9 protein-coding genes are annotated in these 14,848 nt (G+C 54.2%); 5 read left to right on the top strand and 4 right to left on the bottom strand.

Annotated elements, in window-relative coordinates; translation table 11 throughout:
* The first annotated feature begins 44 nt into the window (after positions 1-44).
* The 3 genes from P0Y33_RS17590 (at position 45) to P0Y33_RS17580 (ending at position 4,786) form a co-directional block, all read left to right on the top strand.
* Positions 45-2,384: an McrB family protein gene (locus P0Y33_RS17590; RefSeq protein WP_279530333.1), complete on the top strand. Its 2,340-nt coding sequence runs from the start codon at positions 45-47 to the stop codon at positions 2,382-2,384.
* Entirely contained in the window at positions 2,381-3,583 is a 1,203-nt protein-coding gene (locus P0Y33_RS17585; protein ID WP_279530332.1) for an McrC family protein, read from the top strand. The genes P0Y33_RS17590 and P0Y33_RS17585 overlap by 4 nt, the downstream gene beginning before the upstream one ends.
* 363 nt (positions 3,584-3,946) lie before the next feature.
* Positions 3,947-4,786, top strand: a complete 840-nt coding sequence (locus P0Y33_RS17580) for an IS5 family transposase (protein WP_279530331.1) — start codon at positions 3,947-3,949, stop codon at positions 4,784-4,786.
* Positions 4,787-5,032: 246 nt separating this feature from the next.
* Here P0Y33_RS17580 and P0Y33_RS17575 read toward each other — a convergent pair whose 3' ends face one another.
* The gene (locus P0Y33_RS17575) at positions 5,033-6,430 is read right to left on the bottom strand and encodes a hypothetical protein (RefSeq protein WP_279530330.1); all 1,398 of its coding nucleotides are present in this window, start codon (positions 6,428-6,430) and stop codon (positions 5,033-5,035) included.
* A 217-nt stretch (positions 6,431-6,647) separates the two neighbouring features.
* On the opposite strand from P0Y33_RS17575, the gene P0Y33_RS17570 reads away from it, so the two are divergent.
* Complete coding sequence (locus P0Y33_RS17570; protein ID WP_279530329.1) at positions 6,648-7,502, top strand: IS5 family transposase; 855 nt, start codon at positions 6,648-6,650, stop codon at positions 7,500-7,502.
* Here P0Y33_RS17570 and P0Y33_RS17565 read toward each other — a convergent pair.
* Positions 7,497-12,143: a hypothetical protein gene (locus P0Y33_RS17565; protein ID WP_279530328.1), complete on the bottom strand. Its 4,647-nt coding sequence runs from the start codon at positions 12,141-12,143 to the stop codon at positions 7,497-7,499. The genes P0Y33_RS17570 and P0Y33_RS17565 overlap by 6 nt on opposite strands.
* 63 nt (positions 12,144-12,206) lie before the next feature.
* Positions 12,207-12,455: a hypothetical protein gene (locus P0Y33_RS17560; RefSeq protein WP_279530327.1), complete on the bottom strand. Its 249-nt coding sequence runs from the start codon at positions 12,453-12,455 to the stop codon at positions 12,207-12,209.
* 160 nt (positions 12,456-12,615) lie between these two features.
* Here P0Y33_RS17560 and P0Y33_RS17555 point away from each other — a divergent pair, with 160 nt between their 5' ends.
* Entirely contained in the window at positions 12,616-13,884 is a 1,269-nt protein-coding gene (locus P0Y33_RS17555) for an orc1/cdc6 family replication initiation protein (RefSeq protein ID WP_279530326.1), read from the top strand.
* 558 nt (positions 13,885-14,442) lie between these two features.
* On the opposite strand, the gene P0Y33_RS17550 is transcribed toward P0Y33_RS17555, so the two are convergent.
* Positions 14,443-14,766 (bottom strand): hypothetical protein, encoded by a 324-nt coding sequence (locus P0Y33_RS17550; protein WP_279530325.1) that lies wholly within the window; start codon positions 14,764-14,766, stop codon positions 14,443-14,445.
* Positions 14,767-14,848: the final 82 nt, after the last annotated feature.

Here is a 14,848-nt window from a genome sequence, read left to right as displayed (position 1 = left end):
CATCGGGACAAGGTTATTTTGTCCGTTCTGTCAATACCGGAGGTATGGTTGATCTGGTTTCAGTAGGGGAATTCAATCTCGACGAAGGGGCCCTCCACGCGGCTGTCGATACGTACCTCGATTTCAAATCGACTGATGAGGACCAGAGAAATTGGACCCGAGAGGTTCTGAATAGCGGCCATTCGTGGCTCAATCAACGGGACCTGACTGCGGACACGGTATCGGAATATACGTCGGAACTGAGAGAAGCAACGGGAGATGATCACCCAATTCTGTCCGAGGAAGACTTCGACGACCTGGAAGCGAAGGTAGCTGACGACGCTGGAAATTTCGTCGAGGACCTGGTAGCGCTATTCGAAGATGAGAGTTCACTCGAAGATCGCATCGAGCGATTCAGGACGAATCAAGATATAGATCTCACGGTCATTAGTGCTCTCTTGACGACTTCCAACCCTGACCGATATGTACTATACGACGAGGAAGGCTTTGAGACGCTCATTCGTTACTTCACTGGGTTGCACAGTCCCGATCTCGGCGATCTCTCTGTCGGGAAAAGATACGAGCTCTATCGGGACTACTGTTCAACAATCCAGACGGACGTTTTGAGCGAGAAACTCGCTGACGCCACGCTCCAAGACGCTCAAGAGTTCGTAGGTACTGTAACGCACTCGGCGGAATGTAGATACAACTTCATTCTCAGATACCTCTTCAGACACACTAGCCGGTTAGAGGAATTCGAGGACGAAACCTCTGTGTTCCTCGACGAAATTCGCACGCTACCACAGGCATTTCTCAGAGAACAGCTTGAGGCGTACGAAGGACGCCAGAAAATAGCCAAAATCCGGTACGATGTGCTCGATGCCATCCTTGACGGTGAATCCGTAGATATCGACGAAATCGCCTCACGAGAGAACGCAAACCACGAGAAGAACATCATGAACTCGTGGGACGACTACAAGATCCTCGCTCAGATTTACTACAACTATGCCAAAGACCGTGTAGAGGCGTATATCGAGGATTTGCTCGATTATCTACGAAACGAAATAGACGCTGACCAACTGTCTACTCACTACGTCACCTACCAGGGCGCAACCAACATCCCGAGTACTCGCTCGTGGGCTGTTCTGTATCCGAGCGTTCTCGGAGATCACAAATCGGCATATCAACTGTACATCTATTTCTATCCCAACGAGATTGAATACGGGATCGATAACGGGAGCGACGTCCCTCGAAAGGAATACGATGACGAGTCGTTCGAGTCTGAAGACGAAATATCGATCCAGAGCGTGGTCGAAGCGTACAGAGAACGGTTGGACACGTTCTGGAGGTGGAACGAAGAACTGATCGAAGAACCGGACTCCGCCGAGTACGACGAGTTACCGTGGTTCGAGACCGTCGAAAAACATCTTCAGCGCAAGAAACAGATCGTTTTCCACGGCCCGCCAGGAACCGGGAAGACCTATGGAGCGCTCAACTTCGCCAAGTGGTGGATAGACAGGGGGCTGGACGAGCAAGACCACTTCGACGACGCTGTCGAAGACCGCCTTCGGATGGTAACGTTCCATCCGACGTTTTCGTATGAAGACTTCATCGAGGGGATAACGGCGAAGACCCGTGACGGCGACCTCGTATACGAACCCGAGGCTGGCGTGTTCAAGGAGATGGCTGAGGACGCCGTCGAGGCCTACGAAGACGCCGACTCGAAAGCAGATGCCCCCAGATACATCCTTATCATCGACGAAGTGAACCGGGGAAACATTCCGAAGATCTTCGGTGAGACGATCACCCTCATCGAGAACGACAAGCGACTCGGCGAGCCGAACGAGATGAGAGATGAGCTGCCACATTCAGAGGACCGGCTCGTAGTGCCCCCGAACCTCTACATCATCGGGACGATGAACACGGCCGATCGGTCAATCGCCCTCGTCGATGCCGCGATACGTCGGCGATTCCGATTTCGACACTTCCCGCCGAACTACGAAGTTCTCTACGACGAGCTTGGCTTCGATGGTGAACAGGATGTCAAAACCAAGGCGTCAGTCGAAGAGGGAGAGGACCTCGGTGCTCTCTCCATTCTCGCACTCAGTGCTATCAACGAACGTATTCGGGACAGTGGGAACCTCGGGAAAGGCAAACAGGTTGGTCACTCCTACCTCATCGGTGGGACCACGGACGAGCGTCTCGTAGAATCCTGGAAGAACGAGATACTCCCTTTGCTCGATGAGTACTACTTTGGAGACATGGAGCGGCTCAAAGAACACATATTCGATGGCGGGGGTGAGAGCCTATTCAACTGGAAGGAACAGCGGATCGCCGATTTCGATTCCGACGCTCTCCGTGCTGCGCTTTCTGAACTCGTTGGCGAGGATGGTGAAGTGGAGTGACAACGGCTGACCTGATAGAACTGTCCGAGTACGACGAATCAGACCCAATCAACCTGTCCGATGACGATATCGAGATGATCGAATCACAGGTCGACGGGTTACGAGTGGAGTACAGACGAGGCAAACAGGTCGTACTGCACACGGATCATCGAGTCGGAGTCGTTGCCCTCCCCGATGGACCCACTATTGAGATACAACCGAAAATCGGGGAGCCGAACCTAGTCACGCTGCTACGATACGCAAACGGGACAGAACCAACCTACCTCTCACACGAAACGGAACTCGAAAGCGGGACGAATTTTGTGGACACGGTAGCAGCCCTGTTTCTCGAAGAACTGGAAGCAGTTCTGTCTCAGGGCCTTAGGAGAGAGTACGTCGATGTAGAAGGAACAGAAGAGTATCTCCGGGGCAGATTGAACGTTCAGAGACAGCTCGCAGGCGGTCCCGGTAAGACGGATTTCGAGTGCGATTACGATGAATTCACCTACGATACCACGCTAAACCAGACGATTCTCTGTGTTGCGAACACGCTGTCGTCGCTGGTGGATAGCACCGAGATCGCTGGCGAACTACGCGAATACCAATCGCGGCTCAGACGACGAGTGACGCTCCGCGAAGTTTCGATCGAGGAAGCCGAACGGATCGAACTGACTCGCCTTACTGATTACTATGAGAAGGTTCTGGCCTTGTCTCGCCTCGTGCTGAAACACATCTACATCGAAGACATCGTCGCCGGTGAGGGTGCATCGTACTCCCTGTTGATCGGAATGAACGACGTGTTCGAAAAGGTAGTCGAGAGAACAGCACGCGAAACCGTGGACGGACGAGATGGCTGGAGCGTAGAAGGGCAGGCTCGAACCGACAATCTACTCAGGGGAAATCCGTCGATTCGTATGCGACCTGATTTCGTAGTCAAACGCCACGGTGAGCCAGTATTGGTCGGGGACGCCAAGTGGAAGACCAAAGTCAAGAATAACGATGTCTATCAGGTCGTAGCGTACCAGACAGCCTATGATGCGCCAGGTGTGCTGGTCTATCCAGACAACGATGGTGCTGTCGAGAATGACTACTCCGTGAAGAACGGGTATAGTTTAGCAATGTTGGAGCTACCGACAGGGGTGAATACTACAGATGTTGGTGAATTCGGTCGAGAAAACGCTGAGCGATTTTTCGCTTTTCTCTCCCGGACTCTAGGTTGACAACACGGAGGGAGGAGTCGTGAACTCTCGAATCGAATTCCCTTTTAGTTGGAGGTGTAGCCGCGGACCTCACGAGCTTCTGATTTGAGGGACCAAGCAGGCACTGTCCATCGTGATCGACACGATTAGGAACCCGGCCGACTGAGGAATTGGCCGAACACCATCGCCCGCAGATGATGAGTTATGCAATTGCATTACTAGAAAATGATTCTGATTGGGAAGTCTTCGTCAAACTTTGGATAATCAGGCCTTGTTTAGACGCTCGAAATCGCGGTGTTCACCGACTACTGAGCTAATATCATGTTCCTAGTAGCTCACGCTACATGTCTAACTTACTAGGAAGTGAAGCGGGTAGGTTCGGTTGTGCCAACGAAACTAGCCCGCTTCACGAAGCAAGTTGTAACGCTCACTCAAAAAGCCGTCGTTGGGAACGCAAAACCCGCCGTACAGCGCGGGAACGGCGGCTACGCCGACTGGGTGATCGTCTCGATTCACGCCCTCAAAACGTATCTTAATCTGCCGTACCGACGCCTCCTGGACGTCCTGCACGAAATGCCGCGGATCGGTCGAATTCTCGGCCTGAAGAGGACTCAGCTGCCCGATTTTACCACCGTGTGTGCGCGCATGCAGCGGCTAAAAATGCCGCTCTGGCGGACGTTTCTTCGGCTGTCGGCGGAGCTGCACGACACCGGCAAGATTCAAGCGATCGACGCAACCGGCATGGATCGCATCGCAGCGAGCCAACACTACGCCAAACGCACGAATTACACGTTCAGAGCCGTGAAAACCACCGCGTTGATTGACTGTTCGACTGGTGCGATTCTAGATATACATTGCTCGATGACACAACCGCACGACACACAAATCGCCTGGCAGCTCCTGACGCGAAACCTAGACAAACTGGATATATTGACCGCTGACAAAGGCTACGACTGGGAGTTACTTCGCCATAAACTCCGCTCTGAAGGCGTTAAACCGGTGATAAAGCACCGCGAATTTGGCTGGCATGGCGTCGCAAACAATGTCCTGCTCGATGATACGACGTACCATCAACGCTCGAATATCGAAGCAACGTTTTTCGCACTCCGGCGAAAATACGGCGAGATCGTCCGCGCGAGAACCTGGTTCGGACAATTCCGCGAACTCGTTCTCAAGTGCGCTGTCAGAAACGTTGAACTCGCGCTTAGCGCTTCAAACTCATGAATTTAGGCGTCTAAACAAGGCCCAATGAAGTTGCCCACAAAGCTGATTGAGGCATACATCCTGACCGAAGCCCTCAAAAGACTCCCCGATATCCAGCTGTGAAAGACACAGATGACTACAGCAGATAGCGACGGTGATGTGGTTTATCAACCCTTCCGAGGTTTTGCAAAACCGGATTTGGGCTGACTCTTAGCAGTCAAAGAGTCTGCTAATTCCGGCAGCTATCAGGTACTCACGCCTGTGAGATCATCCGATATCAAGGCTAATCGTTCCCTGTCGAACGTTTCGTTCGAATTCGCGTAGGGGGATCAACTCCCGGAGGTCGGCTTTTGACTCTAGAACAATATCCTGCTGTAGCGTCGCATTAGCTACACGGTTGTCCGACTCAGGGACGTAGACCAATCGGAGGACATAATCCCGACCGGGTGTCGTAACGAATTTCAGGCATTGTTGGTACTCGTTGGTGGTAAGCCGTATACTGTAAGGGGGATCACGCCCAACAGCCTTGACTTCGATCGGGGAGGAGGTGAGCTCGCGGTCAGCCGTCCCGTCCTGTCGCGTTGGGCCCAGTGGATCGATCATATCGAAGCCGGGTCCATCCTCCTGCGATACATCGAGCATTCGAAAAAGGGAAGAATCGTCAAGAGAGCCCTGTTCGAGGTCTGTACGCCAGCTCAAGAACCGTGCCTCGATATCGTCAGCGGTCAAGCTCGACTCTAACAGGTCGAGAATCTGTTCCTCCCAGACATCGCTCTTGTGCCAAGCGTAGTCGCGTTCGCTTTGCTCCTCGTAAAGACTGTATATGTGCTCGACGAACCTGTCGTAGTGCGTTTCTGGGTCACGTTTAATCCACTCAGTCAGATCGTCGAGGATCTTTATCGCTGTCGCGATTTCAGCGTCTTCGCCACGCCCCTTAGTCGGATAGCCGCCGCTATCTTGATGCACACTCCCCGACACGTTTTGGCCCTTCTCCTGAATCGACGACTTCCGTGAAGATCCGCCAGACGATGACGACGTCTGAAGGATCGAGAAGTCGCGCTCTGCGTCTTTCGACACGTCGCCGGCACGACTCATCGAATCTGCTCGGAACTCACGATCGGTTTTTGTTTGAAGTGACCCCGTTCGGATGTACTCCTCCAGAAACGCAGGGAGGTCATCATTACTGGCTTCATTCTGGATTCGATCCAGCCATAACGATAGTCTATCCTCGAAACTCGTCGAACTGAGCTCTAGCCATCGGGTATCAGTGCTGGAATCAATTTGGAGTTCGGCCGGTACCACGTCCTGCCACTGGACATTGGCAGTGACTGAATCTACCTCCGTCTTCCAGTCGATCGGATCCGCAGAAGCAATAGAGAGGGCGTTATTGACCTTTGAGACTTCGACCAACCGTCGAGCTTTGGTCCGATCGATATCGGCAGTGAGATCCGCCGGGAGGAATCGTTCGTTGGTGACCCACCATTCGATGACGCGTCCGACTCGATCTCGCTCAAAGCGCTGTAAAAGCGTCCGCCAGTCGCGGTCCAACGTATCTACGTAGAGCCCCTCAACTAGTCTTCGATAGGGGTCCGGCAGGCTCTGGACAGTCCGAACGTATTCAACGATCGGTTCGGGGTCACTATTGGAGTCGTTGATGTTGAACACTGCTTCGAGTCCTCCGACGATTCGTCCATCACTCTCTCGGCTCTCTAATGCCTGAACGGTGGTCTCGAGGTCGGGGAGTGACGGATCACCAGGCACGATGTTTTCGACGAGATCACTCGATGCTCGCACCCGCTGTCGGATCGAGTGCTCGAAATCACTCTCTAAGGGCCGTGTTTAGACGCTAGTAAGAGCGGCTAAATGTCTAACTTACTAGGAAGTGAAGCGGGAAGAGGAGTTTGTGTCCAGCAAACTCGCCCGCTTCACTGATCGGGTTGTCTCGCTTGCTCAAAAAGCCGTCGTCGGCGAGCCGGATCCAGCGTACGAAGAGGGTGAAAATGGATACGCTGACTGGGTGATTGTGGCGATCCACGGTCTCCGCGAGTACTTAGATCACACGTATCGGCGGCTGCTGGACGTGCTTCACGAGATGCGTGGAATTGTCGCCAAACTCGACCTAGCGGTGGCTGATCTGCCTGATTTCACGACTGTGTGTACGCGCAAGCAAGATCTTGAAATACGGATCTGGCGCGTCTTACTGCGGTTGTCGGCGGAGTTGCACGATCTCGGCGATGTTCAGGCGATCGACGCAACCGGCATGGATCGGATAGCTGCCAGCCAACACTACGCAAAACGGACGAACTACACGTTCGAGGCGGTGAAAACGACGCTTCTGAGCGACTGCAGAACTGGTGCGATCCTCGATATACATTGCTCGATGAAACAACCGCACGATTCCAAGATCGGCTGGCAAATGGTCAAACGCAACCTCGACAAACTGAACATTCTTACCGCTGACAAAGGCTACGACTGGTGGCTCCTTCGCCAAAGATTGCGCGCTGAAGGCGTCAAACCGGTGATCAAGCACCGCGAATTTGGCTGGCACGGCATCGCTAACAATCTCTTGCAAGATGATACGATCTACCATCAACGCTCGAACGCCGAATCCATATTTTTCGCGCTGCGCCGCAAATACGGCGAGATCGTACGTGCGCGAACCTGGTTTGGTCAGTTCCGCGAACTCGTCCTGAAGTGCGCCGTGAGAAATATCGAACTCAGCGTCAGCCACTCATGACCGTGAAATCACGCATCTAAACAAGGCCCTCTCTAAGTGGCTCCGGACTTCTTCGATGGGGAAGGTGTCCTTCTTGAGTCGTTTGATCAGGTCCGCTTTGTCCTCCGTGAGGTCAAGAATAGACTCGAAGTCGTTACGTGCGCGGTAATTCTCGGTCACGAGCGCGAATCCCATTCCCAGTTCAGGGACGATACCACATCGTTTCAGCTCGGGCCACGATAGCTCGCTCAAGTCACTAGCAGAGGAGACTTCGTCGATGCCCTCCAGATTCAGTACAAGCCCTTTATTCTCCTCGCTGTCTCCTCCCTCCTGCAAGTAGTACGTTCCCGATCCCGTTTTCGAGAGGGGGTTGGTCGTCTCATCCGGGAGCGACTCAACGACTGCAAGATTTTCGATTGCTATCTCGAGTCCTGCCCGACTCTCATCAATCGAGTCCTGCGTTTCGAGTTCCTGAATCGCGATCAGTAAATCAAGCCGGTTCTGAAGTTCACGACGGATATTCCGCAAACATGTATTGAGTCCATCCGCGGTGCACTGTCGTGTATTGAACTGGGCCGCATCAAGTGTGGGATCCGGTGCCTTGACTAACCCGACACCGAGGATTGTCGTGAACTCGTCGAATCCTCTGTGTTCTTGGCGTCTGAGTTCGTATACCCGTTTCGAGTACACGTCACTGTCTGGATCAGTTAAAGCCCGTTTTTCCCATGGCGTCGGGGTGGACGAGAGATACTTGACTAAGGCATCGCGGTCGTCGCCCACAATCCAATTGATCGGAGCACTGAACCACGTCGTTCCACGACGGAGCGGAAGATGAGTGAGCATGGGGAGGTCGAGATCCTCCCAGGAATCAGCGTCAGAGTGCTCGTCGACATATTCGAGAATCGGTTCGAAGAGTTTCGTCCGAGCACTATCCCAGTATCTCTGATTCGGGATGTCCAGTTGTGTGGGTCTTCCGTCGCCGAGTCCAGTGGGTTCGTCGACGAACGCCTCCTGCACTTGCTGGAGTTTCTGTGCTGCCTGCGAGGCGTTCAATTCTCCTAATCGTTTCACGCCCAGATCTTCCAGCAAGGCTTCGTCGGGAACCCGATCGCTATCGGGATCGATGTACGGGAAGAGCCGCCAGCCTAGCGCTTGGTCTGCCCCCCTGATGATGGCGCTGTCTAGGGTATCACTTCCCCAGCCGCGGTTTGCAGAGTCCGCGGAGTCCGACAACTTGAGGATCTCGCTCCAGATCGGTAGGGTTCGGAGCTGCCAGTTAGCGAGTGTCGGAATCGTGCGTTCCTTCTGGTGGGAACACCCCTTCCCGCCCTGACAGTACCAGTACGTCCGCAGAAGCCCCGATCGATAGGCTTCAGGGTGGTTTAGCAACGCGTCGAGTACTGCGTCCGGATGAGATTCTATCCATTCAAGTCCATCGTCAGTGAACCAGACCCATGTGGCCACGTACGAGCCGCTGCTGCCTGCCGTGGAGACCGGATCGACGTTACAGGTCTTGTTGTGATCGATCACGGCACTGGTCTGGTATCGGCCGTTCGTGATCCAGGCCTTGTACCCATCACGCCCTTCGAGAGCGGTGGCCAGTGTCTCATGAAGCTCCCGCCCGACATCTGTCGGAATCTTCTCTCGCTCCCATTCGGTGGGCCACCAGTGGGGATTCTCGCCGGTATCGCCGGTCGTATCATAATCCATGTCGGGATCCGGGTGGAGACGGCGATCCAGCAACCAACCGTATCGGAGTCCGGGTAGACGACTCGAACCAAGCAACGAAAGGACTCTAGCGACGTTCCCGACAGGCACGTCTTGATCAGCTAGTAAGGTGTCTATCTCCCCAGTCACCAATGCATCGGGCTCAGGAAGCCAGCAGTCCGTCGATAGAGTGGGACAGCTGTCAGGTCCAGAGTCGGCTTCGGCAGTATTGGCGTCCGTAGCCCGCGCTTGTTCTCGTATTGCAGCCCACGTTGGTGAGAGGGCGATGTCGGCGACGCACTCGCTCTTGCCGTCAATTTCGAGATCGATTCCACGGAGTTTCGTCCGCAATCGTTCGTCACGCCTGTCTTGCCCACTGCTTCGGACTTTCTCGAAAAGATTGTCAGTATCGAGGAAGGCCAGTTCGCCCGAGTTCAGCGTCTCCGCGCGGTTCTCGTTGTAGCAGGTCACTAGATCGGCAAGTCCGGCTATCTCTGCTTCTCCAACACGTGCATCTTCCCTGTCCGGTAGCGGTTCTAAGAGAGATTTGTACAGTTCTGCGGGGCTATCACCCTTCCGCACGCCCCAAGCCTGACCGGCGTTTGCCAGCGTGTTACGGGTATCCCCGTTGGTGCACTCTGGATTCAGAAAGTAAACGTCGAAATCGCCGTACTCGGGCGGGAAACTGTAGTCACGAGATTCGGTCTCGTAATCCCAAATGACTGTCCGGGAGGATCGGCGGCCACTCTCCCACGTACCTCCCTCACCTTTGCGACGGGATTCTGTGGCGACGAGCTGTGAATTTTCGTCGCTTTCAGCCAGGCATGGGAGGAGGTATACGCCGTCGAGGCGCTGTTCGTTCTCGTCATTGCGCAGAATTGCCTTCATACCCCTGTCGGTCTCCTCCCGATAGTCCTCGAAGATACGAATTGTCCCATAGAACAACCGCTGTGCATTCGAGGCAGTGACGGTCACGACATCGTCACCCCACCGTTCTGAGTCAAGATGCTCAGCGAGCCAGTCTACCCACGCTTCGAACTCTGACTCCGGTGCGGGATGACCCAGCAGTTCCCCAATCCGTATGTTCCAATCGGATACGCTGTCGAGTGCCTGCGTCAGCGCCTGCAACGATGTTCGCGTTGGAAGAGTTTTCGTCTCTGAGCCCACTCCTGTATGGTTATTTGACTGGTGACGCGATTCGAGATTCGCTCGAATGGCAACAGCCGCTTCGACTCCTTTCCTGATCGTATCCGACGTCCCGATGAAGACATCCGCCGGTAAGGCAGGGGACACTCCAGTGGAGATACACGCCGAATCTGAGAGTCCATCATAGATCCGGGCCTTACAATACGCCAGGAGTTCCGGCGCATCGATGGGATCCGATGTCGGCTCCGATTCTGGGGGGTCCGGTGGGAGCAATAGCCAAGGATACACCTCCCACCATGGGCTGTCCCGAGACAGTTCTGCTGTTGTCTCGCCAACATACCGGATGAGATCACTTCCCCTCTCGAGTACCCGACAATTCTTTTCGTCGTCACTGAAATCCTGCCTGTTCGTCGCCACCCGGAAGCGACCATGGAGACAAAACGGGAACCGCCCCTCGCTAGTGGCATCAATTGGATAGTATAGATGCAGTGGATACTCAACTCGCCGTTCAAGCTCGTCGTCTGGAGATGGGCTACTCGACAACGGAATCTCCACAGTATCTGCGAGGACGGGCAACTCCGGCGTCCGATCGACGAGCACACTAACGTCCGTTTCCGGAGCGTTCTGGTGTTCGAACTCGTCGAAACACCGGTAAGTCGGAGATTCGCCTTCGATCTGGGCTTCTACGAAGACTCGTTCATAGTTTAGCATCTCGTGGGGAACCGATTCACTCCCGTCCCGGCGGATAGACCAGTGTTCCGCCGCCTCTACGCCCTCGTCTCCGATATTTTCGATGTAGAAGTCGTCAATTCCTTGGAAGTGGATCAGCGTCTCAACATCGAGTGACGACGATCGTTCGCTGTCTATCGAGAGTGTCTCCCAGACCGATTGGCGGTCCCCCCGTGGTTTCTCATCGAGGTCCTTCTCGGGCTCAATCCCTAACTCAGAGAGGAGATCACGCCACTGGTCGTCTCGAAACTCGATGAATAGCGCCGTTGTAAACGATTTTGTGGGCGGGTCGTCGAACACTCCGAAATCAGATTCACCATTGGAGACGAGGCTTCGACAGCGCCGGGCGAGCTCACTGTCGGCTGTTCTCGGATCGAGCGCAACGGGATACCAAAATAACGGAATGCCACCAACGACATCTGGGACGTTCTGTTCATCGACTGTGTTCGGCTTAGGGAAAAGTTCAGTTTCGCTATCGCCCTGGAAGGAGTCGTGGAAATTTGATTTGAGCTCTTGGGAATCGACCGAGCGGCCGCAGTTGCGGGCGATAGCAGCAGAGAGATAGGAGCGACTGTATCTAACGCGGAGCGGCTCGGCCAGTTTGTCGACGTTCGACCAGACCTCGAACGTGTCGCCGATGGAGAGGATGGATTTGAGACCGACGCCGATGTGGCCAACGGTGTTCGTCGTCGGCTCTAGTTCCTCGTCATCGTCGGTCTTATTCGACTCACCAACCATACGGACGGCCCGTTCGACCTCCTCATCCAGGAGATCGAACGAGTCCCCGGTATTCGCTACGACAAGTCCTTCGTCGTGGACACCGATGTAGATCTCGCCCGCCAGTGAGTCATCGGCTTCATCCTTGGCGGCGACGATCTCGTCACGGGCATTTTGGATGAGTTCGAGGAGTTCCCGTCCAGTATGATTTTCGGCTAAGAGACGCTCAGTATTACCGTTGTTCTTCAGCTTATCGACATCGTCACTTACCCCATTTGTAATCGTTGCCGCCTCAGAGCTCAGTTTCTCGTACCAAGTCCCGTATTCATCGATAGCCTCCACTTGCTCCTCGGAAACATCCATACCTCTCAAACATCGGGCATACATCAAAAAAGTCTAAGGGATACCCACCAACTGAGCCTCCACTCATTCGGGATAGTCGTCGAACGCGGCCTCGCGTATCTCCAGTACGCGATCGAGCGACTTCACTGAGACCAGTACGGGTCGAACAGCTGCCAAACGATATACCAGCTCTCCAAACCACTCGAGGGTTATAGACAGAATACACAGAACGTGGTGACGCTCGAACGGACTTGCGGCTAGAACCTCGCCGTCCATTCCAGACAGGGGATCGAGTACGGGGTCGTCGACGACGGAACCTCGATCAAAGGTCATATCACCTGAATTGAGCAATAACACGGGTTGGCGTCGGGGTCAATCCCATTCACACTCTGGGGGGTGCTCCGTTTCAGCTAGACCCCCGGAGTGTGAATGGGGGAATCAATCACACCGAGGGTGGATAACCTACATGTGAATGGGGCGAATTGGTCCATCCATGCCAAACAACGATTCCACGCAAACAACCGTCGACGAGATCTTAAACGTCGATGAAGGAGATAGCGAAGACGGATCGGACATTTTTGAGAAACCGTGGTTGCTCGAGATCGATAACGTTCCTGACGCCAATCGGATCGTCGGTCGGGACGGTCACATCACGTTCTTGGCGAAGAATCTCCGGAAAATGCGGACAAATAGCGTCCCGGATAACGTCCTGGAGTGGGGTGAAACCGGGACGGGGAAGACACTAGTTGCCAGACACGTCTGTGAGCGACTCGAGGCAGCAACTGAAGGAACGGAGTCCCCGATTGTTACTGCATACATTAATCCGGATCCCATCTCAACGTATACCTCCACCTTCCGAAAGATCGCAGAGCAGGTGAACGCGAAAGCAGAGAACCCGCTTGACGTCCCCTATCAGGGCCTCTCAGCAGAACATTATCGAGATCAGAAGTTGTGGCCCGTTGTTCAGAGGGAGTTCTCTGGCGGTCTCGTCGTCATTATCGATGAGATCGACAAGCATGGAGAAGTCAACGAAGTACTCTACACGCTTTCACGGGCACAATCAAAAGACGACGTTGACTTCCCAGTCATTACAATCGGAATTTCGAACGACATCGAGTTCAAAGGAGAAATCGAGTCACGGGTTCAATCGACTCTCCAGCCAGAACACCGAACGTTCACACCGTACGAAGAAGATCAGCTTATCGCAATCCTCGAAAATCGACGAGACGCATTTTATGACGGTGTCCTCAATGACGAGGTGATTCCAACAACAGCTGAACTCGCAGCTGAAGAACACGGTGACGCCCGACGCGCAGTCCGATTGTTCCGGAATGCAGGCGAGATCGCTGACGAAGAAGGCGACGACATTGTGACAGCGGAGCACGTTCTCGAAGCTGACGAACTCGTTGAAGTTGAGCTCTTTATGGAGATGGTGAAAGGGACTCCGTTGTCGGGGAAGCTACTCCTGTTTGCTCTCACTCGTCTTGACCGGAATAATCCGGAGAAGGAATGGTTCCGAACGTCAGAGATTCACGAAATTTACCAAACAGTAGCACGGGATGTCGAAGTAGAGCCCAAAGGGTACAATCGTGCGCTTGAGCTTCTGAACAAGCACGTGACGACAGGAGTTCTCGAATCGAAAAAGAAGGAAGGCGGAGATCAGGGGAAGTTCAGGTCGTATTCGCTCCAAGGAGACGTTGAGAGTACACGAACTGGACTGATCAACTCGACGCCGGAACTCCAGACGTTGATGGGATGGTGACACCCCCACCCCTCGGTGTGAATGGTCCCCCATAGGATACGACGGCTGTAGGGATAGAACGGGATTCGAGGAAGCAGGCTCGTTCGTCTGAAGAACCTAGTACGGCACGGAGAGCGGATTACACGTTTTGCCACGGTAGCTGACCCGACCCGCTACTGCACCGCACCGCAGCTGTAGTTATCTTTATTATACTACAGTCTAAACAGTCCTTCGAGTAGATATATCTTGAAGGGCGAGGCCTTGTGCCGAAGCCGAAGGTCCGCCACTGAGGCGAGAACCCTCCCTACGGCGTGGGGACTTCTGCTGTTAAGGACTTCTTAATCGCGGTACCCTGGGTGGTGGACCATTCACACTGAGGGGTGTGGGGGTAAACGAGGCGTAATCTATCCGCGTGTTGCTCTGTCTTCTCTCGGCGTGAAGTCTCGTTAGAGATCGGCGGTTGGTAGCCCATTCACACCGAGGGGTGTCGGGTAAACCGATCCCATTCACACCGAGGGGTGTCATCTGCTACGCTACGAATCACGTTGAAACGAACATCAGGCTACAGTTCCATCTCGTCTACTCGTCGGGATTCACCGGCCCTTTGTACTTCGACGTCACCGAATCGCCTTCCCGCCACTGCCAGTAGTAGTAGCGGTTGTCGTTGATCTCCTTGATCGTGATCGTCGCCTTCGCCGGCACGTCGTCTGGGAGGTCATCGGGGCGCTCCTCGACGTCGGCGTCGTCCGCTTCCTCCTCGAGACGAGCTTCCCGCTCTTTGTGTTTGGCCAACGCCTCGGCGTAGCTGGCAACGTCCCGAAGATGCTTCGGTGTGGCTTCATTGAGCGTGTTGACGATCTCCGTCGGGAGGTTCGCCGGTGGGGTCGGGGGTTCGTAGGACATCGGCTACTCTCGTGTTAACCAACACGGCCCATGAACCCATAGTTTTGTTGGTTAAGACGATGGAGACGGTTCTCGCGATTGC

It is taken from the genome of Halospeciosus flavus, assembly GCF_029814175.1.
Taxonomy (GTDB): domain Archaea; phylum Halobacteriota; class Halobacteria; order Halobacteriales; family Halobacteriaceae; genus Halospeciosus; species Halospeciosus flavus.
The sequence above is the reverse complement of the archived record's forward strand: the minus strand, read 5'-3'. Positions and strand labels throughout refer to the sequence as shown.

What these genes read in the sequence shown, in the direction of transcription:
- P0Y33_RS17590 (WP_279530333.1), top strand. Translation starts at nt 45, where the DNA reads ATGGTTGATCTGGTTTCAGTAGGGGAATTCAATCTCGACGAAGGGGCC.
- P0Y33_RS17565 (WP_279530328.1), bottom strand. Translation starts at nt 12,143, where the DNA reads ATGGATGTTTCCGAGGAGCAAGTGGAGGCTATCGATGAATACGGGACT.
- P0Y33_RS17560 (WP_279530327.1), bottom strand. Translation starts at nt 12,455, where the DNA reads ATGACCTTTGATCGAGGTTCCGTCGTCGACGACCCCGTACTCGATCCC.
- P0Y33_RS17555 (WP_279530326.1), top strand. Translation starts at nt 12,616, where the DNA reads ATGCCAAACAACGATTCCACGCAAACAACCGTCGACGAGATCTTAAAC.
- P0Y33_RS17550 (WP_279530325.1), bottom strand. Translation starts at nt 14,766, where the DNA reads ATGTCCTACGAACCCCCGACCCCACCGGCGAACCTCCCGACGGAGATC.